Annotated in this window: 17 protein-coding genes; 8 read left to right on the top strand and 9 right to left on the bottom strand. The window is 37.5% G+C overall.

Going from position 1 to position 24403, the window contains the following annotated elements:
• Positions 1–534 precede the first annotated feature (534 nt).
• Positions 535–1107 carry a hypothetical protein gene (locus AC6H0V_RS01610; protein ID WP_497561959.1) on the bottom strand — a complete coding sequence of 191 codons (573 nt, stop codon included), beginning with the start codon at positions 1105–1107 and terminating at the stop codon, positions 535–537.
• Between the two features lie 153 nt (positions 1108–1260).
• Here AC6H0V_RS01610 and AC6H0V_RS01605 point away from each other — a divergent pair, with 153 nt between their 5' ends.
• Positions 1261–1470 carry a hypothetical protein gene (locus AC6H0V_RS01605; RefSeq protein WP_497561958.1) on the top strand — a complete coding sequence of 70 codons (210 nt, stop codon included), beginning with the start codon at positions 1261–1263 and terminating at the stop codon, positions 1468–1470.
• 101 nt (positions 1471–1571) lie between these two features.
• Here the strand turns inward: AC6H0V_RS01605 and AC6H0V_RS01600 are convergent, their stop codons facing one another.
• The 6 genes from AC6H0V_RS01600 to AC6H0V_RS01575 all read right to left on the bottom strand — a co-directional run bounded on the left by AC6H0V_RS01600 (position 1572) and on the right by AC6H0V_RS01575 (position 13609).
• Positions 1572–2699 (bottom strand): alpha/beta hydrolase, encoded by a 1128-nt coding sequence (locus tag AC6H0V_RS01600; RefSeq protein ID WP_497561957.1) that lies wholly within the window; start codon positions 2697–2699, stop codon positions 1572–1574.
• Between the two features lie 89 nt (positions 2700–2788).
• Complete coding sequence (locus AC6H0V_RS01595; protein ID WP_497561956.1) at positions 2789–5125, bottom strand: sensor histidine kinase; 2337 nt, start codon at positions 5123–5125, stop codon at positions 2789–2791.
• Between the two features lie 286 nt (positions 5126–5411).
• Positions 5412–5762, bottom strand: a complete 351-nt coding sequence (locus AC6H0V_RS01590; RefSeq protein ID WP_497561955.1) for a DUF6717 family protein — start codon at positions 5760–5762, stop codon at positions 5412–5414.
• On the bottom strand, positions 5759–7729 hold the full coding sequence (gene glgB, locus AC6H0V_RS01585; RefSeq protein WP_497561954.1) for a 1,4-alpha-glucan branching protein GlgB: 1971 nt from the start codon (positions 7727–7729) through the stop codon (positions 5759–5761). The genes AC6H0V_RS01590 and glgB overlap by 4 nt, the downstream gene beginning before the upstream one ends.
• A 134-nt stretch (positions 7730–7863) precedes the next feature.
• Positions 7864–10338, bottom strand: a complete 2475-nt coding sequence (locus AC6H0V_RS01580; RefSeq protein WP_497561953.1) for a glycoside hydrolase family 31 protein — start codon at positions 10336–10338, stop codon at positions 7864–7866.
• 367 nt (positions 10339–10705) lie between these two features.
• A complete protein-coding gene (locus tag AC6H0V_RS01575) occupies positions 10706–13609 on the bottom strand; it encodes a TonB-dependent receptor (protein WP_497561952.1) in 2904 nt (967 codons plus the stop codon).
• Positions 13610–13802: 193 nt separating this feature from the next.
• On the opposite strand from AC6H0V_RS01575, the gene AC6H0V_RS01570 reads away from it, so the two are divergent.
• From AC6H0V_RS01570 to AC6H0V_RS01560, 3 genes are read left to right on the top strand one after another with little or no spacing between them, the layout of a single operon-like run.
• A complete protein-coding gene (locus AC6H0V_RS01570; RefSeq protein ID WP_497561951.1) occupies positions 13803–16235 on the top strand; it encodes a penicillin acylase family protein in 2433 nt (810 codons plus the stop codon).
• 2 nt (positions 16236–16237) lie between these two features.
• On the top strand, positions 16238–16591 hold the full coding sequence (locus tag AC6H0V_RS01565; RefSeq protein ID WP_497561950.1) for a hypothetical protein: 354 nt from the start codon (positions 16238–16240) through the stop codon (positions 16589–16591).
• A 54-nt stretch (positions 16592–16645) separates the two neighbouring features.
• Positions 16646–17626: a LuxE/PaaK family acyltransferase gene (locus AC6H0V_RS01560; protein WP_497561949.1), complete on the top strand. Its 981-nt coding sequence runs from the start codon at positions 16646–16648 to the stop codon at positions 17624–17626.
• A gap of 237 nt (positions 17627–17863) precedes the next feature.
• Here the strand turns inward: AC6H0V_RS01560 and tyrS are convergent, their stop codons facing one another.
• On the bottom strand, positions 17864–19180 hold the full coding sequence (gene tyrS / locus AC6H0V_RS01555) for a tyrosine--tRNA ligase (RefSeq protein WP_497561948.1): 1317 nt from the start codon (positions 19178–19180) through the stop codon (positions 17864–17866).
• 122 nt (positions 19181–19302) lie between these two features.
• Between tyrS and AC6H0V_RS01550 the strand changes: the two genes are divergently transcribed.
• From AC6H0V_RS01550 to dapA, 4 genes are all read left to right on the top strand, one after another.
• On the top strand, positions 19303–19980 hold the full coding sequence (locus AC6H0V_RS01550) for an ACP phosphodiesterase (RefSeq protein WP_497561947.1): 678 nt from the start codon (positions 19303–19305) through the stop codon (positions 19978–19980).
• 59 nt (positions 19981–20039) lie between these two features.
• Positions 20040–22058, top strand: a complete 2019-nt coding sequence (gene ligA / locus AC6H0V_RS01545; protein ID WP_497561946.1) for an NAD-dependent DNA ligase LigA — start codon at positions 20040–20042, stop codon at positions 22056–22058.
• A gap of 121 nt (positions 22059–22179) precedes the next feature.
• Positions 22180–22563, top strand: a complete 384-nt coding sequence (locus AC6H0V_RS01540) for a GxxExxY protein (protein WP_497561945.1) — start codon at positions 22180–22182, stop codon at positions 22561–22563.
• A gap of 448 nt (positions 22564–23011) precedes the next feature.
• Positions 23012–23893 (top strand): 4-hydroxy-tetrahydrodipicolinate synthase, encoded by an 882-nt coding sequence (gene dapA, locus AC6H0V_RS01535; protein WP_497561944.1) that lies wholly within the window; start codon positions 23012–23014, stop codon positions 23891–23893.
• Between the two features lie 107 nt (positions 23894–24000).
• Here dapA and AC6H0V_RS01530 read toward each other — a convergent pair whose 3' ends face one another.
• Positions 24001–24177 (bottom strand): BF3379 family histone-like protein, encoded by a 177-nt coding sequence (locus tag AC6H0V_RS01530; RefSeq protein ID WP_497561943.1) that lies wholly within the window; start codon positions 24175–24177, stop codon positions 24001–24003.
• Positions 24178–24403: the final 226 nt, after the last annotated feature.

Below are 24403 nucleotides of genomic sequence, written 5' to 3'. Positions count from 1 at the left end.
GACTGTCGAAAAGAACGCAAAAGCTTGCATCCGGAAAGAAAGACATTTTCTTATACAACATAAATTACAAAGACCTAAGCTAAAAGTTCTGCATTTTTCTTTGTAGAAATGATACCCGACCTTTAAATTTTTTAACTCATTTTAACAATTTGTACAAATTTTATCTCAAAAAGTACAAAGGTTTAACATAAATTTAACGTTCACTAATAAATTTATTAAAAATTTAAAACTAATTTTGCCCTATAAATGTTGGTTAATTAGCAATTCGGATAGGTTTTGTCATTTTAATAACATGAAATAAAAAATAAATTAATTTTCCTTAGTGTATTTTTTACACTATTAAAAAATAATTTCTATATTTGTATCATCATTAGCTGCTAACACAATTGCGCTAAGATTAAACAAGAAAAACAATCGCCGAAAGGAGATTAAAGAATAACCCGTTCATACAGGTTTATATTTGGTTAGAAAAAGAGATCAGTCTGGATGGATGATCTCTTTTCTTTTTTATTAAATATTCATCCGATGAGCATATTAGTTATCGGTCCTTGTTTTTTCGTCTATATAGATTAATAGTGTTTCTAAAATATTTTCAAAAACCAAGTCCAATTTTTCATGAATGGAACGGAAAAAATAATATGAATTAGTATCATTAAAAATAGATCCAAAATTTTCTTCGGAGTTTTCCTTCCCTTCATAAATTTGTTGCATTCGGATCATTAACTCCTTTCCCGTCTTTGTTTTACTGATACTATCAATAGCCTTCAAATCACCAGTCGTCAGTGCTCTCGAATAAAGAGAGAGGATGTAAATCGAAAACACTTTTTTATCTAGGGATTTTATTATACCGATGGGCACTGTTTTTAAAGTATCTGCTTCAAGATCTAATATCATATACAATGTTGGATCAAGACTTTTTTGCATGGGGTCAAAATTTTTCCTGAAACTTGAAATGCTTTTTTCGGCCGTCGTTTCAACAGCAAAAAAATCACTGAATTTAATTAATAGGATCTTTTTCTCCTTTGGAATGGTATCCAAAGGTTTGTATAATTGGGCATTTACATTAACATTCCAAAGGAGCAAAAATATACATGGGTATTTTATCATTCTATAGGTTTTATCAAGATATTATTATCCTTGGTGCATTGCATTACAATCTATGATAATTTTGTTTTAATCTAAAGATACAGTTACTTAGCTTCCAATTTTCTAAACTTCTTTATCCCTACATTGTTATTACCTTACACTAATCCTAAAGTTATGATAATTCCAGAAAACAATATTCCATTAGACGATTCGCAAAGCTCAGAAGCTGATGATCAGCAAAGTCAGAAAGATATTCATTCTAATGGCTTAGAAAGCACTGAGGAGGCTCCGAAGGAAGAGCAAGCAGACACATCAATGTTAGACCAAGCTTATGAAGCTTCAGAACCTTCGTTTACGCTTAAGATAGATGAAGATAAGTCGTAAGTCGATAGTCTAAAGTCAAAAGTCAAAAGTCCGTTTAACGTTAAAAAGGGATAAACTATAAAGTTTATCCCTTTTTTATGAGTTAGCTCAAGACTGATGACTTATTTACCAAACGCTTTTTTCAGTTGATCAGCCGCATAACCCATAGCATCCTTAGCTTGGGGAACTACGGCTCCCATTCCAAAAAATTCATGGGTAACACCATCGTAGTTTTTACTATCAACAGCTACTCCTACCGTTTTTAACATCTCGGCCAGGTGCATGCCTTCGCTTTGAAGTGGATCAAACTGTGCGGTGATTATTGTTGTTGCTGGTAATCCATTGAGGTTGGCCGCCAGTAAATTAATTCTTGGATCTTTGGCTTCAGCCATGTTGTTAAGATAATTTTTCACGAACCACATCATCATAGGTTTATCCAAAGGTTTTGCTTTTGCATTTTTGGTATATGATGGGGTAGCCATATCAGAGCCTGCAACAGGATAAACGGCCAAAATAGCTGTAGGTATCATCATTTTTTGGTCTCTTGCTCTAATTGCCGTGTTTATGGCCAAATTGCCGCCTGCACTTTCGCCGGCTACGGCGATTCTTTTCGGGTCGCCTTTAATTGATGCGGCATTTTTAACTACCCATTCATAGGCTGAGAAAGCATCGTTATGCGCAGTTGGAAACTTATGCTCTGGAGCTAATCTATAGGCTACGGAAACCACTACAGCACCAACCTGATCGGCCAATGCCTTTGCAGAAGCATCGTACACATCGATATTGGCAATTACGAATCCTCCGCCATGATAGTACACAATAACCGGAAATGGTGCATATCCACCTTGTGGAGTATAAATCCTAACATGAACGGTTCCGCCACTAACGGGAATTTCTTTGCCCATGGTATCTATTTTCATAACCGGCATTTGGATGTTATTTTCTGCCATTAGATCCATCACCGCATCAGTGGGAGTATGGTTTTTACGTGCTTCAACTGCGGTTAATGTAGGAATTGATTTATCGCCATAGCTCGCTAATTTTTCAATTACAGCTTGCATTTCAGGTTTAATTCCTGGCGCCCAATCTGGCTCAGGGCCTGTAGGTTTTATAGTTTTTGCGCTTGTGTCTGTAGCAGCTGGATTGGTAGAGGTACTGTCTGTTGCTGAATCAGTTTTAGTATTGCTTTGGCACGCTGCAATCATTAATAATGCACTAGTGGCCAAAGACAAAATAATTTTTGTTTTCATAGGGTTAAATGTTTTTAATTACATTAACAACCAACATGAAATGGATTTGTTTGTAATATAGTGATCGGATGACTTAAGTCGTCCGATCACTAGCCTTTAAAATAGATCTTAAAAGTGGTGCCCATACCTACAGAACTTTCTACTGCAATTTTACCACCCATGGCTTCGATTTGGTTTTTAGTAATAAAAAGCCCAAATCCACGTGCATCAGCGTTACCGTTAAATGTTTGATAAATACCAAACATCCTTTCGCCGTGTTTCTTTAAATCGATCCCTATACCATTGTCTGAGACCCTCAGTACCAATTGGTCGTTTTCTGTAAAACAGGTGAGGGAAATTACGGGCTTCCTATCGGGATGGCTATATCGAAGCGCATTAGAAATTAAATTGAGCAAAATACTTTCTAGGTAGGCCCGATTATAGTTAACCCTGATATCATTTGGTACTTTATTCACAATGGTGGCTTCCCGAAGCAGAATCTGAGAATTTTGGGTAGCTATTGTCTTTAACAAATATTCGTTCAGATTTAACGGCTCTACAATAATGTCGATGCTGTTTTGAATATTTACGATATTGTTGAGGTTAAATAGGGTTTCGTTTAAGTTTGTTGCTACTTTTTTCAACAATTGGATCATTTCATCTCTATCCTCTTCGCTTGATGCATTCTCTATTAAGACAGAAATTCCTTGGATATTGCTCGCATGCGACCTTAAATTATGGGAAACGATATAAGAAAAATTAAGTAATCGTTTATTTTGTTCGGTTACAAGATTAAAAGATTTATTAAGTGCGTCTGTAGCTTGGATTTTGCTGGTAACGTCAATCATTATACCCCGAAGCCTTAAAGGTTGACCAATTTCATCAATAACTGCAACGATGTCTCTAATCCACACGATTGATCCATCTTTAGCGATCATCCGATATTCAAAGTCACGTTGTGTTCTTTCCTCTGTAGACTTGGTGACATACTCATCAACCCAGTCCTTATCATCGGGATGTAAATGATTAAACCAGAACCTTGGGATTGTCATCCATTGTTTGGGAGTATAGCCCAAAATATCATATACTTTTTTACTGATAAAGGTGCAGGTATTTTCACTAATGTTCCCCTCCCATACAATTCCATCTATCGTATTAATTAATGATTCTATCCTTTGTTGGGATGCTATTAAGATCTGTTCTTCTGCTTTGCGTTTTGTTACATCTTCAACAATTATAATATGGTTACTGGGCTCATCTCCTTCGTTCCATAATGCCGTAATATTTACATTGCCCCAAAGAACACTGCCATTTTTATTTACATATCGCTTCTCCCTATCAAATTGTCTTATTTCTCCGGTTAAAAGTTTATTAAATAAAATTGCATCTTCTTCCAAATCTTCAGGATAGATAATTGATTTTATTTTTTTATCCATTAGCTCGGTTTTGGTATATCCTAAAAAAGCACACAGATGAGGGTTTACTTCTAAAATATCTCCTGTTTTAGAGTTAATCCTGGCTATTCCTATAGCTGCATGGTCAAAAATCTTTTTAAATTTACTTTCGGTATCAATTAGCGAGTGTTGCAATTGCGCCTGTTTTCTCAGTAATCGGGTAAGTAAATAACTCGATAAGCCCGTTAAACTTAATCCGAACACCAATGCGCCAATAATGGTAAACCAAGTGCTATGAGGCTCGATATTGATTACATATAATTTCCAATTGCCTTCCGGAAAAGTAATGGATTTAGACTGGCTAGCAGTGAAATTATTCCCGCCGGGAAGAAAAAATTCTTCCTTATGTGTTACTTGATTGATTTTGGAAAATTGGAAACGAAAATTTTCATATTTTTTATTATCGATTCCCGCTTGTTTAAATAGGGTTTCCAATTCAATAACAATAGCCGAAAACCCCCAAAATTTATTATTTATGAACAAAGGCAGCCTACCTACCACACCCATACCGCCCTGGGTTAGTTTAACAGGTCCTTGGTAATACATTTTGCGGGTATCAATAGCTTTTTTGGCCTCAAGTATAGTTACAGGCGGACTTTTAAAAAGATCTAGATTTATAACTTTCTCATTTCCTGCAATGGGGTAAACATATTTAATTACACCATTTGGAACTAGCTGTACCGCTTTTAAATCAGGATTGGAACGCACTAATTGCTCCGCTACCTTTTCGAAATTTTGTGGAACTCCATCATTATCAATAGTTAGCGCCAAGGTAAGTGCAACCGTGTACCCATTTTTTAAAGATTGTTCGATATTTTTTTCTACACTATTAGCAATATTGGAAATTTCACGCTCTTTATTTTCTTTAAAAATTTGGTAACGTTGGCTAACAATCAGAATGATAAGGCACAACAGGAAAAGAAAAAATATAAAGCCCGTGGTTCGAGGTCTGGCTAAAAACCAGTCGGATAACTTTTTGGATTTTTTCTCCATAATTAGCTAAACAGACTTATTTTCATGATCCACATGCGTGATTATTTAGAGCGTTAAAGGTTAAATATAGTAAAATTGATTATATGAATGTTATAACGCTTAAAAAATATGCAATGTGCCAATAGGCTTGCTATATAAATGAAATTTTAAAACAAAAGTGATAGGGGGGCGCTCTACAGTTCTAAAGCTAGAGAAGAGGTTAATTTTAAATAGTTAAGATAAAAGCTGGGCTAATATTTTCTTTTATTAGTTAAAAACTTCGAAATTAAAGTGAGTTATCTTCCTATTACAGTGCAAAATATAGGCGTTGTGGATAGGCGCCAAAAACAAACTCAGTGACATTGCAAAACCAAATTTTGAGCTCTATTTTCTGATTTTTGTAAGTTTCTAAATAATAGCTTCCCCCTCCACCTAAATTCTGTTCCCTAATGTGCAATAAGGTTAAAATTGAAGCCCCCTCAAAACTTTCATCAGACATCCAAACTGATAGCTTAGATGCATGGTTACTAATCAGATCCAACCACTTATCTCCTCCCTCTACCATCTGTAGATCTTCGGGATCACCATCCCATTCTGGAAGTGCTAAATACCATTCAGCTTTGCTGTTCTTATAGAAATCAAACTTTCTTTTGGTCATTTAGCAACACTAGATTTTTTGAAGATACACACTCCAAGAGGCGGAATGTTAACCGTAATAGACTGTTTCTGATTATGGGAAGGCTGATTTTCGGTTTTTGAAAGTCCATCATTCAATTTCCCTGAACCATAGAACAATGTATTGTCGCTATTAAAAATTTCCTTCCATTTTCCTTTCGAAGGCACACCAATGGTAAATGCAGTTCGGTAAACCGGGGTAAGATTAAGTACGATAATCAGGGTGTCTTTTGCTTTATCAGATTTTCTTGAATAGATAAATATCGAACTATCGGCATCATCGGCATCAATCCATTCGAAGCCTTCATAAGAGAAATTGTATTTGTATAAAGCTGGTTCCTTGCGGTAAAGTAGGTTAAGTTGCTTAACTAATTGTTGCATCCCTGCGTGGGGTGCGTGTTTAAGTAAATCCCAGTTTAAGGATTCCGTAAAATTCCATTCGGTGGTTTGGGCAAATTCGTTCCCCATAAAGAGTAGTTTAGTACCTGGATGGGTAAACATATAGGCGTATAAAACACGGAGATTTGCAAACTTCTGCCATTCGTCTCCAGGCATTTTATAGATCATAGACGACTTACCGTGTACCACTTCATCGTGCGAAAAGGGCAACATGAAATTTTCCGTAAAAGCGTAGGTCATGCTAAATGTAAGCTGATGATGATGGTGTTTTCTGGCTATCGGGTCATTTTTAAAATATTTTAGGGTATCATTCATCCAACCCATCATCCATTTCATGCCAAAGCCTAATCCACCGGCATATACTGGTCGGGTAACTCCATCAAACGTGCTGCTTTCTTCTGCAATGGTCTGCACTCCCTTGTAACTACTATAGATAGCTTCGTTCAAATCTTTGAGGAAAGCGATGGCACCAAGATTATCGCTTCCGCCAAATTCATTGGTGCCTGATTCCTCGGCTGTTCTCGAAAAATCGAAATACAACATTGAAGCTACAGCATCCACACGTAATCCATCAGCATGGTATTGGTCTAACCAGAACATGGCATTGCTGATCAGAAAAGAGCGTACCTCGTTCCTATCATAATTAAAAATATAGGATTTCCAATCGGGATGAAACCCCTTGCGCATATCTGCATGTTCAAACAAGTGTGTTCCATCAAAATTAAATAGGCCATTTGCATCGCCTGGAAAGTGTGAAGGCACCCAATCTAAAATTACGGCAATATCGTTTTTATGAAGTTCTTCTATCAGGAACATTAGATCTTGGGGCGTACCATGACGGGAGCTGGCGGCAAAGTATCCTGTAATCTGATATCCCCATGATGGGTAATAGGGATATTCCATAATAGGCATCAGTTCTACGTGAGTAAAACCCATTTCTAAAATATAGGGCACTAAGCTTGTAGCAATTTCGCCATAGCTCAATACTCTTTCTGGATTGCTAGGATCGCGCTGCCAAGAACCTAAATGGAGCTCGTAAACAGACATCGGCTGGTCTAATGCGTTTAGTTTTGGACGTTTTGTAAGCCAGCTTTTATCTTTCCAACTGTAATCTGTATCCCAAACAATGGAAGCTTTTTGGGGTGGATGTTCCCAGCGCAACGCATAAGGATCACCTTTTTCTATATCCGAGCCATCAAAACCTTTGATATAATATTTATAAACCTCCCCTTTGGCCACGTATGGAATAAAGCCTTCCCAAATTCCCGAAGCATCCCATCTTTTATATAATTGATGTTTTTGTCGGTCCCAATTGTTAAAATTGCCCATTACGGCTACTTCTTGGGCATTGGGTGCCCAAACCGAAAAGTAGGTTCCATTGGTTTTATTTACAGTGAGCAAATGCGCTCCCATCTTTTCGTATAACCGAAAGTGCTTTCCAGAAACAAAAAGTGAGATATCAAAATCCGTTAATATGCTATGGACCCAAACACTTTTCTGGTACGCATCAAAAGGGTTTTGCGCAATCTCTATGGGGTTTCTTCGTGCCATTTTAGGAGTTAAAATACATATTGTTGTATTGCTGTATTGTCCCAAAGGAATCACTTTGTGATTATATTGCTAGGTTGAATCCCATGCAACAATGCAACAATTTAACAATTTAACAATTAATAATGATTATCCTCCTATCCCCCTATTATCTTAATATGAATAAAATTCTTATTCGATTTAAATCTCAACCGTTTCTTATCATCAATATGGTATGTAGTAACTTCCTTATCGTCGACAAAAATTTTGGTGATTTCAAAAGGTAATCCGATTACATTATAATCATAGAGTTCATAATTCGGCGTATATAATCCTTCTGTAGCTTGTTGGATTACCAGGTTTTTTCCATCGCCTTTTACGCTAAACTTCTTTTCTAGGTAAATATCCTGTTCATAGGCGAAAGTATCGCCATGATCTTCAAAAAGGAAAGAGTTTACTTCAAAATCGGCATAATATACGTTTAACCAAACTTCATCTATTGGTTTTTCTCCAACATATTGCATTACAGGATACTCTGGAATTACAGATCCTGCCCTCACAAACAAAGGCATATCTTCTAAAGGCGCTTCCACATTATATTCGTTTTCTCCGTTTAACAGTTCGTGGGTCCAGAAGTTGTACCATTGGCCTTTAGGTAGATAAACGATTCTAGAAACGGCACCTTGTTCGAGCACGGGGCAAACCAAAATCTTATCGCCAAAGCTAAATTCGTCCTGTCTGAAATGATTGCTGATTTTATCCTGTTCTAACATCACCAAAGGCCTTAAAATAGGAAAACCATAGCGGTGATGCTCCCAAAATACCGAATAAATATAGGGCATTAAGCGATATCTCAATTCGATAAATTTCCTATTGATACTGGTATAAGGTTCTCCGAAACTCCAAGGTTCACGTTCTGAGGTATCTCCGGCAGAGTGAGCCCTCATAAAGGGTGAGAACGTTCCCAATTGGATCCAACGCGTAAATAATTCGCCATCAGGTTCGCCGCTAAAGCCACCTATATCGGTTCCACAAAAGGGTACTCCAGAAACAGACATCCGTTGACATTGGATATTACCCAATTTGAGGTGTTCCCAAGTTGCCACATTATCTCCTGTCCAAACACAGGCGTATCGTTGCATACCCGAATATCCTGCTCTTGTAATGGTAAATGGCCGTTTATTTCGTTGTAATTTTTTTAAACCTTCATAGGTAGAGCGCACCATTTGCATTCCATATACATTGTGTGCTTTTCGGTGCGAACCGCGATAACCATCATAATTATGCCTTACATCATTCGGGAAAGTACCTGCACCAAAAACAGCCGGCTCATTCATATCGTTCCAAAAGCCTGCTACTCCGATATCCACTAATTCTTTGTATAAACCGCCCCACCAATCTCTTACGGTTGGGTTGGTAAAATCAGGAAATTGACATCTTCCAGGCCAAACATGACCTTCCATAAAATAGTCATCACTACGGCGGCAGAAATAATTATTCTCCTTTCCCTCTTTAAATACCCAATAATTATCATCCACCTTAATTCCGGGATCGATCATCACAACGGTTTTCATACCGATATTTGCGAGATCCTTGATCATTTTTTTTGGATCTGGAAAGTATTTTTTATTCCAAGTAAAACAGCGATAGCCATCCATGTAATCGATATCAAGATAGATGGCATCACATGGAATATTGCGTGATCTGAATCCATCCGCTATCTCTCTTACCTTTTTTTCAGGATAATAGCTCCATCTACATTGATGAAATCCCAAAGCCCATTTTGGGGGTAATTGGTGGGTACCCGTAAGTGTTTGATAGCGTTTAACTACGTCCATCATATGCGGGCCATGGATATAATAGTATTGAAGTTCCCCACCATCGGCCCAAAAACTCGTTTTATCGTTGGCTTCCATCCCAAAATCAAAATAGGATTTGAAGGTATTATCAAAAAATATCCCATAGCTGGCCTCTTGGTGAATGCCTATGTAAAACGGAATGGTTCGATATAACGGATCTTGGTCCCAACCAAAAGAATAAGCGTCTGTATTCCAGTTTTGGAATTTCCTTCCACGCAAATTCATATTACCAGATTTATCTCCTAAACCGAAAAAGTTTTCTTCTGGAGAATTATCTTTAGTTGCATAGACATAATAGCCTCCGAACTCCACATTTTCTTCCCAGTGCATTGGGGATTCGTCTTTGCTCATTACCATACCAGAGGTGACATCAGTAAAAGAAATTAGAAAATCTGCTTTACTAACCTTACAGGTAACGGTATTGGTAGAGATGGAATAAAATTCTTCGTCTTCTTCTAATCTAAAAGTGGTTACCTTCTGGTCTACAACGGGAACCGCGTAAGAGAAATCGTCAAGGAAAACACCATGTGGGGCTAACCTCACTCTGATGATTTCATCGCTAACTATCCTTACTTCTACTTTCGCACTATCATCCGAAAAATAAAACTTATTGCCTTCTTTTTTAACTTTTGTTACTGAAGTTAAATATTGCTTAACTATAGGCTTAAGATCGGTTACAGGATTATTAAGATGCTGGATGATATCGTCTTGATGATGTTCTGATGCTGCGGCTGCTATAATTTCCTCTTTTTCGGTGTTATTTCCTTCTTCCATAAGTTAATTGTGTATAAATTAATTCAAATCTTGTTTGAGATTAATTTCCTATCTGATACGCTAAAAATATTAAAAATCCATTATAAAACACGATTTAATTAAAAGCAATTTTATAAAGGCCTTTAGAATCTGAGGATCATTGCCATAGCATTTCACTAAAGGTCGGATTTGATCTAATAATCAAGCTAAAGTTCAATATGAACTAGTATTAAAAGAAATAGTTTCAATAATTGTTTTATCTATGCACAAAAAGTTAAGAAATACCCTCAATTAATTCTATAAATCTTAAAATCCTTACAATTCTGTTAATCTTAGCGCAAAAAAAAGCCCCGACATTGTCGAGGCTCTCTTTCGAAATATAAAAATATTATGGATTAAATGTAAATGATAAATAGTAAAGTGCACCTACAGATGGGTTACCAAATGAGGTCTCATAATATTTATTCAAGATGTTTGATCCACCTAATTTAACAACAGATTTTACTGCAGGTAATTTTAGGTTAACTTGTGCATCAAATGTTGAGTATGATGGTACGGTTCCCGTAGCAAAGGTAGAGCTCCATAAGAACTCATCCTGCCAGCGGTACTGAACATTAAACCCAAAGTTTTTAATAATTTCTCTGCTTCCAATTCCTGCATTAAATCTCCACTCAGGGGTATTAAAGTTATTGTCGAAAGTAGCTGGGGTATCTCCAAGCTTGTTATATGACGTATTTCCGTTCACATTAAATTTACCCATCTGATAATCTAATCCGAAAGCACCACCATAAGCTTTAACTTCGCCTGGTACATTTACAGGTACGCTAAATTTAACGGCAGTAGTAGTAGGGTTCTGGAACAATTCTACACCACCGATAAAATCTTTGTAAATATTATAGTACGCATAAGTATCGATTAACAATCTACTAGTGGCCAGTCCTTTATAACCTAACTCAAAAGATTTAACGCTTTCTGGACGTAAACCTTCTGCATCAAAAGTATAAGGTTGTAGTAAAGTAGGGTTTGGTGCTCCAGCGGCAGCTGATGCCACGAATGCCCTATAACTTGCAGAGGTAACTCCCTTATTGCTATTTAATCCATATTTGTTAAGTGATTCAGGTAATCCACCTATTAAACGGGTTGAACCACCTCCTACCGCCAAATCTATATATTGATCTTGTGTAGTTGGGTTGCGGTAACCGGTTTGGAAAGATGCCCTAATGTTATTGTTTTTGGCAATAGTGTATACACCAGTGATACGGGGTGTAATTCTACCTTCAAAATTTTCGCTCTTATCATAGCGACCAGCAACAGTCATTTTAAACCTATCGCCCAATTTTTTGCCTAATTGAACAAATGCCCCGTATTCGCCAATAGTGATATCACGATTAGCATCATCGAAGATGGTACCATCAGAATGCAAGAAATAATCACGGTAAGAAGCGCCAACTTGTAGTTCAACTACATTATTTAATGCATTTGAAAAATTATACATTCCCTCATAGTGGAAGAGGTTGGTTTTATCACTGAATTTAGCACCATTAGCCGGGCCGATGTTAAGCTTGGTAATTGCAGTTTTAGCAGCGTTAAAACCTGCAGATCCTGGCTCTAGTCTGCCTTGGTCTGCAACACCTCTGGCGAAAGTTTGAGCAGCCGCATCACTTTGTCCGGCGCCTCTTGCACCAATATAATTACCAATATATTGAGGAAACCAAGTGGTTGATGGCTTCCAAGCTTCGTTGATAAACGTACCTAATATAGTTGCATTGTAAGCTTCACCAGAACGTTCTTGGGTGGTATATCCTCTTAAGAAGAAATCCTGGCCCTTAAGTTCCAATTTGTATTGCCCAATTTTAAAGTTTCTTAAAGAGTAACGATCAGTACCGGTATATACCGAAGTACCCATTCCCCAGTTAGCTTGAGCTATTGCTTCAATAGTATTATTAAATCTATAATGTAAAGAAGTTGACGTTTTTAATGATTTGGTATTATAATCCACAAGATCTGGTTCGGCATAGCCTGTTCTAGAAACAAATTGATTTGGAATTAATCCTGGAACCCTTAAACCTACATAAAACGGCAAATAATTCTGCACAGCTGGTCTTAAGGCTGCCGGCAACGCGCCTAAAGCAGCGGCTTGTTGGGCTGCACTTGGAGCTGCAGTTGCACCAACACCCATCGAACCAAATATAGCATCTAATTGCAGCTTAATATTCGGAATTGCGCCTCCTGTTGCAGTTGCAATCCCAGTAATGGTTTGATTTTGCACACTTTGTGAAACGTTGATCATATTCTGGCTGATCTCATCACCATAAATATTGATACCATCATAGTTTGGATCACTGTTTCTATCACCACCTTTTAGCTGACGGGCCGTTCTATCAAAATTTCTTGTATCTGTAGCAATCCAATCTTTAGCCTGTAAGAACCCAAAAGATGATTTAAAGCCAAATTTATTATTCCATGATTTAGCTACGCGCACATTTAACTCTTTATATTCTTGTAAACCCGCTGCGTCATCATTAACATGGTTAATCCCCGTTTTGTATTGAAAACTCGCACCTTGATATTGGTAAGGGTTTTTAGATGTCATTAATAACGTACCGTTAATACCACCGGCTCCATATAATGCTGATGCTGCGCCTGGCAATAGCTCTACATTGTCCACATCAAGTTCTGTCATACCCACTACGTTACCAACAGAAAAATTTAAACCAGGTGCCTGGTTATCCATTCCATCAATATATTGATTAAAACGAACGTTACCATTGGCATTAAAACCACGCGTATTAACAGACTTAAAGGTTAAACTTTGCGTGCTCATTTCAACACCTTTCAAATTATTTAAAGCATCATAGAATGAAGATGCCGGAAGTTCTTTAATAGCAGAAGCGCTAATACGTTCGATAGAAACAGGCGATTCGAGAATACGCTCAGGTGTTCTTGATGCCGATACTACTACTTCCTGACCTAAAATCGCACCACTTTCCAACTCAAAAGTTAAGTTAGACGCAGCCCCTGTAATTTCTCTTTCTATAGAAGTATAACCTATATAAGAAACCATTAAGGTAAATGGCGTTTTTTCGGTAGTGCTAAAAGAGAATTGCCCCTTCAAATCTGTAGAAGATCCAATGGTTTTCCCCTTTACAGTTACACTTACGCCCGGAATCGGCTCTTTAGTTAGCTTATCTGTAACAGTACCACTAACCACTATGCTTTGCGCATGCACTGCCAACCCCGTTGCCAGTAACATACAAAGCATAAAAATGACTTTTGTAAAGATTTTGTTCATACTTAAGTAGTTTATTTTTGTTTATTTAACATAAACTTACCACAAATTTTGATACTAACAAATTCTATATCGCATAAATTTTATTTGCCAAAATATAATTTCATTACGATTGAAATCAATTTAATAGTAAATTGCACAGATATGTTTCTGGTTTTGAAACAAGTAAATAACCAAATAAAAACTTTAATACATAATGAATAGAGTAAAAGCCCTCATCTGCATTGTTGTACCTATTTTATTGGCTTACGCATTAAACACCAAATTTGGAGATTTACCCCCAATTCTTAAGTTCTTGAATCCTTTTACCGGTTTTTGGCAAAATGCCGAAAGCAGTATGGTAAAATCTAACCATAAATTGGCGTTAAAAGGCGCCCAAGATAAAATTGAGATCTTTTTTGATGATAGGATGATCCCACATGTCTTTGCTCAGAACGACCACGATGCCTATTATGCTCAGGGCTATGTTACGGCTATGCATCGCCTTTGGCAAATGGATTTCCAAACCCGCTTCGCCGCAGGAAGGATCTCTGAAATCGTGGGCAAAAAAGCTATCGAAGTTGATCGTTATCAACGCCGGATGGGAATGGTTTATGGAGCAGAGAATTCGTTGAAAGGAATGATGGAAGATCCTAAGGCAAAAGAGATGATTTTGGCCTATACGCAGGGTATTAATGATTATATCCACTCGTTATCAAACGCTAAATTGCCTTTAGAATATAAATTACTGGATTTTAAGCCCGAAGATTGGACCCCTATTAAATGTGCCCTACTCTTAAAACAGATGTCTGCAGTTCTAGCAATGGGCTCTGATGAATTTTACATGACCAACATTCTCAAAAAATTTGGTCCTGAAGTAACAAAAGACCTTTTCCCGGATTATCCTTTTAAAGAAAGTCCGATCATCCCGGTAGGCACAAAATGGGATTTTACACCTCTACCCATCCCACCAACACCATCTGGGTATACCGAAATGCTTACCGGAAATGTGAAAACCAAGCAAAAAATTGAAGGTATTGGCAGTAACAACTGGGCATTATCTGGAGCAAAAACAGCTTCAGGCTATCCTATCTTAGCTAATGACCCCCACCTTGACCTTACTCTTCCTTCTATTTGGTATCAGATCCAACTCAATGCCCCGGGTTTAAATGCATACGGCGTTTCGCTTCCTGGTGCACCTGGAATTATAATAGGTTTTAATCAAAACATAGCGTGGGGCGTAACCAACGTGGCAGCTGATGTGCTAGACTTTTATCAGATTAAATTTAAAGATGATACGCACAATGAATATTGGTATAACAACAGTTGGAAAGAAACCCATAAACGAACAGAAAAAATTATAATCAGAGGGGCAGCAGATACTACAGAAACGGTGTATTATACGCATCAAGGACCAGTAGTGTACTTCCAGAAACCTAAGTACGCAAGGGCGAATAATGTGCCCATTGGTAATGCGTTAAGATGGATTGCACATGATAAGTCTAATGAATTAATGACCTTCTATTATTTAAATAGAGGAAGAAATTATGCCGATTACAGGAAAGCATTAACCTATTACACGGCACCTGCTCAAAATTTTGTATTTGCTAGCGCAGATAATGATATCGCGATTACGCCAAACGGTAAATTTCCGCTGAAATGGAAAGATCAGGGGAAATTTATTTTAGATGGGTCAGATCCTGGAAATGATTGGCATGGTTGGATTCCTGCCGCTCAAAACCCCACCGTTAAAAATCCTCCGCGCAACTTTGTAAGTTCGGCCAACCAATCTTCAACCGACCCTTCTTATCCTTATTATATCAATTGGGAGTTTGCCCCCTATGAGCGGGGCAAAAGAATAAATGATAGGCTAACGGTAATGAAAAATGCAAATGTGGATAGCATTCGGAACCTTCAAAGCGACAGTTACAGTATTACCGCTCAAGATTTATTGCCTAGTATTTTACCGCTAATTGATGCAGGCCAATTAAATGCGACCCAAAAAGAAGCATTAAGTATCACCACAAAGTGGAATAAATTTTTTGAAGCTAAAGAAGTTGCCGCAAGTATTTTTGATTTGTGGACCAAAAGGTTAAGTTTTGATATCTGGGATGATGAATTTACGATTGCCGATATTCCGATGCGTTACCCATCAAGGGATAGAACGGTAGAACTTATCCAAAAAGACCCCAACTCTAGGTGGTTTGATAATATTAAAACTAGTCAAAAAGAAACCCTTGCAAATTTGGTAAACGAATCATTCAAGTTTGCCTGTGATAGCTTAGAAAGAAAATACGGACCGATTGGAAAAAATTGGAATTGGGGAAAAGTAAAAAATACCAATATCCCCCACCTTGCAAAAATCCCGGGTTTTGGCTCTAAAAAATTATTGATCGGCGGTGGAAAAAGTACGGTAAATGCATTGAGCGAAAGTAATGGCCCCTCATGGAGGATGGTTATAGAGCTCGGCAAAACGCCTAAAGGTCATGGCGTTTATCCAGGTGGACAATCTGGAAATCCAGGAAGTCCATTTTATGACAATATGATCGACACGTGGGCACAGGGCAAATTATACGATCTGTTTTTTATGCAATCAAAAACAGATAAATCCGGAAAAATCATCTCTCACTATACCATCTCAAAAAAATAAATATGGTCTTTATAGTTATTATTATTGCTTCATTTTTATTACAGCTCGTTTTACCATGGTGGGTTGTAATTGTAATCTCATTCGCAACTTGTGGTATTATTGGTAAAACTGGAAAAATTTCATTTTGGCAACCATTTTTAGCAGTCAGCGTGCTTTGGCTCGGAATGGCACTTTTTAAAAGTTTCCCCAATCACCATGTGTTGGCCACTCGGGTAGCAGAAATGCTTGGTGTAAAAATGTGGCCCCTTGTATTACTAATTACAATACTTATTGGCGGACTAGCAGCGGGCATTAGTGGCTATTGTGGCTATCATTTCAGAAAAGCGATGATCAGCATGAAACCGCAGACAAAGTAAAGACTTACGAACTCTTAAGACTTCGTAAGTCTAATTTTTTCGTATTTTTGCGCAGTGATTACTGCCAAGCAAATTTTTTCTATATCCGACGAGAACTCTTTTAATGAAGCTGCATTGGCGGTTTTTAAACACCAAGCAAAAAACTGTAGCGTTTATAGAGATTATATTAGTCACTTAAATCTTAACCCCACTTCTTTAACACATTACAAAGAAATACCATTTTTGCCAATTGGTTTTTTTAAGACCCATGAAGTGTTAAGTACCACGGATAACCCAGCTATTATTTTTAGTAGTTCGGGTACAACGGGACAAACCACCAGCAAACATTTGGTTACCAATGTGGCCATATACGAAGAAAGCTATAACAAAGCATTCCAGCAGTTTTATGGTGATCCCAAAGAAAGCTGTATCCTAGCCTTGCTTCCATCCTATTTAGAACGAGAAGGTTCATCATTAATCTATATGGTTGATGATTTATTAAAGCAAAGTAAACATGCACTTAGTGGTTATTTTTTGCATGATCTTCATCAACTCTACTCAGTGCTAACAGCGTTGAAAAAAAATCAGCAAAAAACTATCCTGATTGGTGTAACCTATGCACTTTTAGATTTTGTTGAACAATTTCAGGTTCACTTCCCAGAACTAATTGTAATGGAAACCGGGGGGATGAAAGGCAAAAGAAAAGAAATGGTTCGTGAAGAGCTTCATGAAGCGCTAAAAAAGGGTTTTAGTGTGAAAAAAATCCACAGTGAATACGGCATGACCGAGCTTCTCTCTCAAGCATATTCTTACGGGAACGGCGTTTTTAACTGTCCACCTTGGATGCGGATCGTACTTAGAGATACCTCAGATCCACTTAGTCTGTTGCAAAACAAGCAAAACGGAGGCATTAATATCATTGATCTGGCCAACCTTAATTCTTGCTCTTTTATTGCAACACAAGATTTAGGTAGGAGCTATCCAGATGGAAGTTTCGAAGTATTGGGCAGGTTTGATCATGCGGATATCAGGGGGTGTAATTTGTTGGTTCAATAACCTTTATACCACCTAAGGCAACCTAGGAACCTAATTTAAAACCTCAGATTGTCAGTCTGAGCTTGTCGAAGACGATATAAGCCCTTCGACAATCTCAGGGCTACACACTTTAAAGACTAGCTAATTCTTAACTGTTAACCGATAACTGCCTTTGCGTTCTCTGCGTTAAAATATTTTCACCATCTTAGACATCTTAGAACACCTAAGTGCGGGTGAATGTACAACATCAAACAGCTACTAGCCAACCCAGTTCTCTAGCTCTTCATCGCTTTTAGCTACAATCAAAAAATAATTCTTTTTGCCTTTTTGCACTACAATAAACTGATCGTTAATTAAATCAGCTATGCTATAAACAGCTGTCATTTCTAAAACTTTAGTCCTATTTATGCTTAGGCCACCGCCTTGAATTGTTTTTTTCACTTCTCCCTTTGATGGGAATATGGTGCTTTTTTCGGCCAAAAGCGAGGCAATATCGATGCCGTTTGCCAGTTCTGATTTAGAGATGTTGAACTGTGGAACTCCCTCAAAAATTTCCATCACACTTTTCGAATCCAATGTTTTTAAGAATTCTAACGAACCATTTCCGAATAAAAATTCAGAAGTCTTAATGGCTGTTTCTAGGGCTTCGGCAGAGTGTGTTCGTATGGTAATATCTTCGGCCAATGCCTTTTGCAATATGCGCAAATGGGGAGCGGCATCATGTTCTTGCTCTAATTTCTCTATTTCTTGCTGGTGTTTAAGCGTAAAAATTCTGATCCATTTTTTAACATCATCATCGGACGCATTTAACCAAAATTGATAAAATTTGTAGGGCGATGTCCTATCCGCATTTAACCAAATTGCCCCACTCTCGGTCTTTCCAAACTTGGTTCCGTCTGTTTTTTTGATTAATTGTGTAGTTATCGCGTATGCAGTTCCGGCGTCTTTCCTTCTAATCAACTCTGTTCCTGTTACAATGTTACCCCACTGATCCGAACCGCCCATTTGGATTACGCAATTATAATGTTTCCATAAGTAATAAAAATCGTATCCTTGAACAAGTTGATAGCTAAATTCGGTAAAAGACATTCCTGTATCACCCTCCAAACGCTTTTTAACGCTATCCTTGGCCATCATATAATTAACGGTAATGTGCTTTCCAACATCACGGATAAACTCGAGGAAGTTGATGTTTTTAAACCAATCCGCATTATTAACCATTACAGCTCCGTTGCCAGCGTCTTCAAACGTTAAAAATTTGGAGAGCTCTTTTTTCATTCCAGCTAAATTGCGCTCAACCATTTCCTCGGTCTGCAGATTTCTTTCGTCTGATTTTCCGGAAGGATCGCCAACCATACCGGTAGCGCCACCCACTAGGGCAAAAGGTTTATGACCGGCATTTTGAAAATGAATTAAGGTCATAATTTGGGTTAGGTGTCCAATATGCAAAGAATCCGCAGTAGGATCAAAGCCGATATAACCTGCTGTCATCCCCTCCTTTAACTTTTCTTCGGTATTTGGCATGATATCATGCAACATTCCCCTCCAACGCAATTCATCAACAAAATTTTTCATTATTCGTAAACTTAGAGGGCAAAGATAATAATTAGCTAATTAACTAATTTGCTAATTACCTATGATTGGAAAATTAACCAATAAGCTTTGGTCTTTTGGCTTTAATCTTTTAGCTTCACAACATGAACTTCCTCTCGCATTTTTATTTTGAAAGAGAAAACCTTGATGAAAATAAGGTTATAGGAACCGTATTGCCAGATCTGGTCAAGAATGCGCATAAAGACTGGAACCTTTACCCACAGAAAAAGCCAGATCTCTTTACCGATAATCTGAAGCTAGATTCGTTATTACAGGGTTGGAAGAGGCACTTGGAAGTTGATCTTTTGTTTCACTCTTCTCTTTTTTTTGATGTCGAAACGGCTAGGCTAAAAAAGTTACTGCTCCCTATTTTAGGAGACAGTAAGGTAAGACCTTCATTTTTAGCCCACATTGGGGTCGAATTGGTTCTTGATCACTTATTGGTTGTAAATTCGAAGATAGATGTCAATGCATTCTATGGGCATTTAAACAAAGTTGATGACGAGGCGATTGATACTTTTCTTAAAAAATGTGGGATTAGCGATACCGATAAATTCTTTCATTTCTTAACGAGCTTCAGATCAAGCAGGTATTTGTTAAGTTATCAAAAAATAGAAAACATCAGCTATGCGCTGCAGCGAATCTGTATGCGTTTATGGCCTCATCCCTTTAGCGAAACTACTGTTGGATTGTTAACAGAACAATTAGAAATCTATAAAGTAAAACTGCAGGATAATTATTTGGAAATCTTTGACGAGATTGAAGAAAGATTAGTGAGTTAACTGGCTCAAATCTCACATCCCACATCTCATATCTCACATCTAATATTTATCTTTGTTACATGTCGATTTCTGCCGTAAAAGAACAAATGCACGCTTTGGTTGCTGAGTTAAATCAGCACACGTATAATTATTATGTTTTGGCCATGCCAACCATTGGAGATTATGAATTTGATCAAAAATTGGAAGTCCTGGCCAAATTGGAAAAAGAATATCCTGAGTTTGCAGATCCCAATTCGCCAACCCAAAAAGTTGGGGGCGATATTACCAAAAATTTCATCACGGTAAAGCATAATTGGCCTATGCTCTCATTGGGCAATACCTATAGTGAGCAAGACCTTCGTGATTTTGACGAACGCGTAAAGAAGGCCATTGGCGAGGATTTTGAATACGTGTGCGAACTTAAATTTGACGGATTATCTATAAGTTTAACTTACGAAAACGGCAGTTTAATAAGAGCCGTTACCCGTGGCGATGGTACACAGGGTGATGATGTAACAAGCAATATCAAAACCATCCATACCATCCCCCATCAGATAAAAGGGAAGGGAATTCCAGCAATCTTTGAAATTCGCGGAGAAGTTTTTATGCATCGGGCAGCATTCGAAAAATTAAACAGAGAGCGAGAGGAACTTGGAGAGGTAGCTTATGCAAATCCACGGAACTTTGCTGCTGGAACCGTTAAAATGCAGGATTCAAAAGAAGTAAGAAAACGCCCGCTCGACTGTTTTTTGTATGCGGTTAATAGCAACCACCAATTGTTTAAAACCCATTGGGAAAGTTTGCAAGCGGTGAAAGAATGGGGATTTCATGTATCAGAACATTCTAAACTAACCCATACCATAGACGAGGTGCTCGCCTTTATCTCCTATTGGGAGCAAGAACGCTTTAAATTGAGCTATGACATAGATGGTATTGTGATTAAGGTAAACAGCTATGCGCAGCAGCAAGAATTGGGCTTCACGGCCAAATCTCCACGTTGGGCCATCTCCTATAAATATAAAGCAGCAGAGGTTCAAACTGTGTTAGAGAAAGTTACCTACCAAGTGGGCCGAACCGGAGCGGTAACACCGGTAGCCAATCTTAAACCCGTTTTATTGGCCGGAACAACCGTTAAAAGGGCAACGTTACACAATGCCGATGAAATTATCCGCTTAGATCTGCATGAGCATGATACGGTTTACGTAGAGAAAGGGGGAGAAATTATCCCAAAAATCATTAAGGTTAATTTATCTGCCAGAAAGAAAAATGCATCACCAGTGGTATATGTGAGCCATTGTCCAGAATGTGGAGCTGCATTGATTAGGAAGCAAGGAGAGGTGGCTTATTATTGTCCGAATGATGAGGGTTGCCCCCCTCAAATTGTAGGAAAAATACAACATTATATTGGTCGCAAGGCGATGAATATTGATGGCTTAGGTGACGAAACTATTGAAGCATTCTATCAAAGAGGTTTGGTAAAACACATCAGCGATTTATATACGTTAGACCAAAAAGCTAACGAACTCAAATTAATTGAACGATTTGGGGAACGTTCTATTGAGAATATGCTCAAAGGGATTGAGGATTCGAAGCAGATGCCTTTTGAAAAACTTTTATTCGGTTTAGGAATACGATATGTAGGAGAAACGGTTGCGAAAAAATTGGCTCGAGGAGTAAAAAATATCGATAATCTGGCCAAAGCATCTATTGAAGAGCTTACAAGCATTGATGAAATTGGGGAACGTATTGCAGAAAGTATTCAAGAATATTTCAGCAAACCTGAGCACTTACAACAAATTGAACTTTTAAAGGCGGCCGGATTAAGATTTGAAGTGCAGGAAAATGCGATCACCCTACAGAGTGATGCATTAAGTGGAAAAACATTTGTAATTTCTGGGACTTTTGAAAAACATAGTAGAGAAGAGCTAAAGGCATTAATTGAAGAAAATGGAGGTAAAATACTAAGTGGTATTTCGGCCAAACTTGATTTTTTGGTAGCCGGCGATAACATGGGACCCTCGAAGTTAGAGAAGGCGACGAAGTTAAATGTTCCAATAATCAGTGAAAATAAAATTATCGATATGATTGATAAATTGTAGTTGTTCCATCACAACTCTTCTACTAAATGGTACATTTTAACCGTATGGGTTGATAAGGTCATTAAACCACAAAGACACAAAGGACACAAAGGGTAGAAATCTTATGTATTTTGTGTGAATTATGACAGAAAATGAAATTGCCACTATTGTTATAGATGTGGCTTATACAATTCATATGGCACTAGGGCCTGGCTTGCTTGAATCAGCATACGAGGCATGTATGATTTACGAACTGCAAGAATTGGGATTAAAAGTTTCCTCCCAGGTAAATTTACCATTAAAATATAGAAACGTTTTTTTAGATTGCGGTTATAGAATTGATTTACTAGTTGAAGATAAATTAATTGTTGAATTAAAGGCTGTTCAAGAATTAAATAATGTGCATTTGGCTCAGACCATAACTTATTTGAAATTGTCGGAATGCAAATTGGGATTGTTAATTAATTTTAATGTATACAAGATTAAAGATGGAATTAAAAGGATTATAAATGGTTATATAGAATAACATCTTTGTGTCCTTTGTGCTTTAGTGGTTAAAATAAAATGTTACACCTTTCAATGTATACAAGATTAAAGATGGGACGAAAAGATTATTAATGGTTATTTAGATTAATATCTTTGTGTCCTTTGTGCCTTTGTGGTTAAAGAAAGATAATGAATAATACTAATTTTAGCGATACCGCTATAGCCATTATTATGCCTTTCAATGTATACAAGATTAAAGATGGGACGAAAAGATTATTAATGGTTATTTAGATTAATATCTTTGTGTCCTTTGTGCCTTTGTGGTTAAAGAAAAGATAATGAATAATACTAATTTTAGCGATACCGCTATAGCCATTGTTACGCCTTTCAATTTATACAAGATTAAAGATGGGACGAAAAGATCATTAATGGTTATTTAGATTAATATCTTTGTGTCCTTTGTGCCTTAGTGGTTAAAAAAAAAGATAATGAATAATACTAATTTTAGGGGTACTGGTGTGGCGCTTGTTACACCTTTTAATGCAGATGGGACGGTAGATTACCAGGGATTAAGAAAACTGATTGATCATTTAATTGATGGCGGCATCGATTATATGGTTTCATTGGGTACAACAGGGGAAACCGCTACATTAAGTAAGGACGAGAAGAAAAAAGTATGGGAGTATACCGCGGAAGTTAACAACGGCCGCTTGCCCCTAGTTGCCGGTATTGGCGGTAATGATACTGCTGAGATTGGCAATACGATAAAAACATTTGAGAGCAATCAATATAGTGCGGTGCTATCCGTTAGTCCGTACTATAGCAAGCCCACCCAAGAAGGGATCTATCAGCATTACAAGTATTTAAGCGAGTTAAGTGCCTTGCCCATTATTTTATATAATGTTCCAAGTAGAACGGGCAGCAATATGAGCGCAGAAACCACATGTAGGCTTGCGCACGACCTTAAAAACATAATAGCAACCAAGGAAGCCTGTGGTAATTTTGAGCAGTTTAATCAGATCATGAGAGATAAACCTAATGAGTTTTTACTCATTTCTGGTGATGATCCTATAGCTATGCCCATGATGTCTATTGGGGCGGTCGGAGTGATTTCTGTAATTGGAAATGCCTTACCAAAACAGTTATCAACCATGATTGATCTTTGCTTAAAAGGAGATTATGCTTCGGCCTTGCCAATCCATTTAAATCTTTTGGAAATTACGAGGTTAATGTTTGCTGAAGGAAATCCTGCAGGTGTAAAAGCTACATTAAAGCGTCTAGGTATTTGTGATGATGTGGTAAGATTACCTTTGGTAAAAGCTTCTGCAGAGCTTACCAGTAGTTTGGTAGGGCAGCTTCAACTTATCTAAGTCATCGGATGACTTGAAGTCATCTGATGAGTAAACAAAAAAAGCGCCTTGGTTATGGGCGCTTTACAACAAAGATTCATCGGATGACGTGAAGCCATCCGATAAAACTATCCTTTGTTTTTAGTTTCTTGAATCTCTAAACGAATGCTTTGAGCTAAGTTTTTAAGATCTTGCATACCTTTACGTACACGTGTACCAGCAGCACTGTTTGCTTTGTTGTAGAATTTGTCTGCATCAGCTTCTAAAGCTGCAACAAGTGACTTCACATCGTTAAATTTTTTCATTTTTTAAATACTCCTTTTTAGTTTTTTTTAAGGTTTTGATTAATACTCTAATACTAAAGTAAGATGTTTATTTTAATAAAAAAATTTTTGCTACAATTAAAAAGGGCGCAAATAGCTGTTTTTTTCCACATTTTGAGAGGTTATGAACAAGTTCATATCACTTAAAATATGTTAAAATACTGATTTACAATTGCTTAACGGATTATATAATAAAAAATGCCCTCTA

It is taken from the genome of Pedobacter sp. NO84, assembly GCF_059703915.1.
Note: the sequence above shows the minus strand (reverse complement) of the source record. Positions and strands in the feature narration are given on the sequence as shown.

Bases quoted from the DNA above. Each gene is read 5' to 3' on its own strand.
- AC6H0V_RS01610 (WP_497561959.1), bottom strand. From the start codon at position 1,107: ATGATAAAATACCCATGTATATTTTTGCTCCTTTGGAATGTTAATGTA.
- AC6H0V_RS01575 (WP_497561952.1), bottom strand. From the start codon at position 13,609: ATGAACAAAATCTTTACAAAAGTCATTTTTATGCTTTGTATGTTACTG.
- ligA (WP_497561946.1), top strand. From the start codon at position 20,040: ATGTCGATTTCTGCCGTAAAAGAACAAATGCACGCTTTGGTTGCTGAG.
- AC6H0V_RS01595 (WP_497561956.1), bottom strand. From the start codon at position 5,125: ATGGAGAAAAAATCCAAAAAGTTATCCGACTGGTTTTTAGCCAGACCT.
- AC6H0V_RS01530 (WP_497561943.1), bottom strand. From the start codon at position 24,177: ATGAAAAAATTTAACGATGTGAAGTCACTTGTTGCAGCTTTAGAAGCT.
- AC6H0V_RS01570 (WP_497561951.1), top strand. From the start codon at position 13,803: ATGAATAGAGTAAAAGCCCTCATCTGCATTGTTGTACCTATTTTATTG.
- AC6H0V_RS01550 (WP_497561947.1), top strand. From the start codon at position 19,303: ATGAACTTCCTCTCGCATTTTTATTTTGAAAGAGAAAACCTTGATGAA.
- AC6H0V_RS01565 (WP_497561950.1), top strand. From the start codon at position 16,238: ATGGTCTTTATAGTTATTATTATTGCTTCATTTTTATTACAGCTCGTT.
- AC6H0V_RS01600 (WP_497561957.1), bottom strand. From the start codon at position 2,699: ATGAAAACAAAAATTATTTTGTCTTTGGCCACTAGTGCATTATTAATG.
- tyrS (WP_497561948.1), bottom strand. From the start codon at position 19,180: ATGAAAAATTTTGTTGATGAATTGCGTTGGAGGGGAATGTTGCATGAT.
- glgB (WP_497561954.1), bottom strand. From the start codon at position 7,729: ATGGCACGAAGAAACCCCATAGAGATTGCGCAAAACCCTTTTGATGCG.
- AC6H0V_RS01590 (WP_497561955.1), bottom strand. From the start codon at position 5,762: ATGACCAAAAGAAAGTTTGATTTCTATAAGAACAGCAAAGCTGAATGG.
- dapA (WP_497561944.1), top strand. From the start codon at position 23,012: ATGAATAATACTAATTTTAGGGGTACTGGTGTGGCGCTTGTTACACCT.
- AC6H0V_RS01605 (WP_497561958.1), top strand. From the start codon at position 1,261: ATGATAATTCCAGAAAACAATATTCCATTAGACGATTCGCAAAGCTCA.
- AC6H0V_RS01540 (WP_497561945.1), top strand. From the start codon at position 22,180: ATGACAGAAAATGAAATTGCCACTATTGTTATAGATGTGGCTTATACA.
- AC6H0V_RS01580 (WP_497561953.1), bottom strand. From the start codon at position 10,338: ATGGAAGAAGGAAATAACACCGAAAAAGAGGAAATTATAGCAGCCGCA.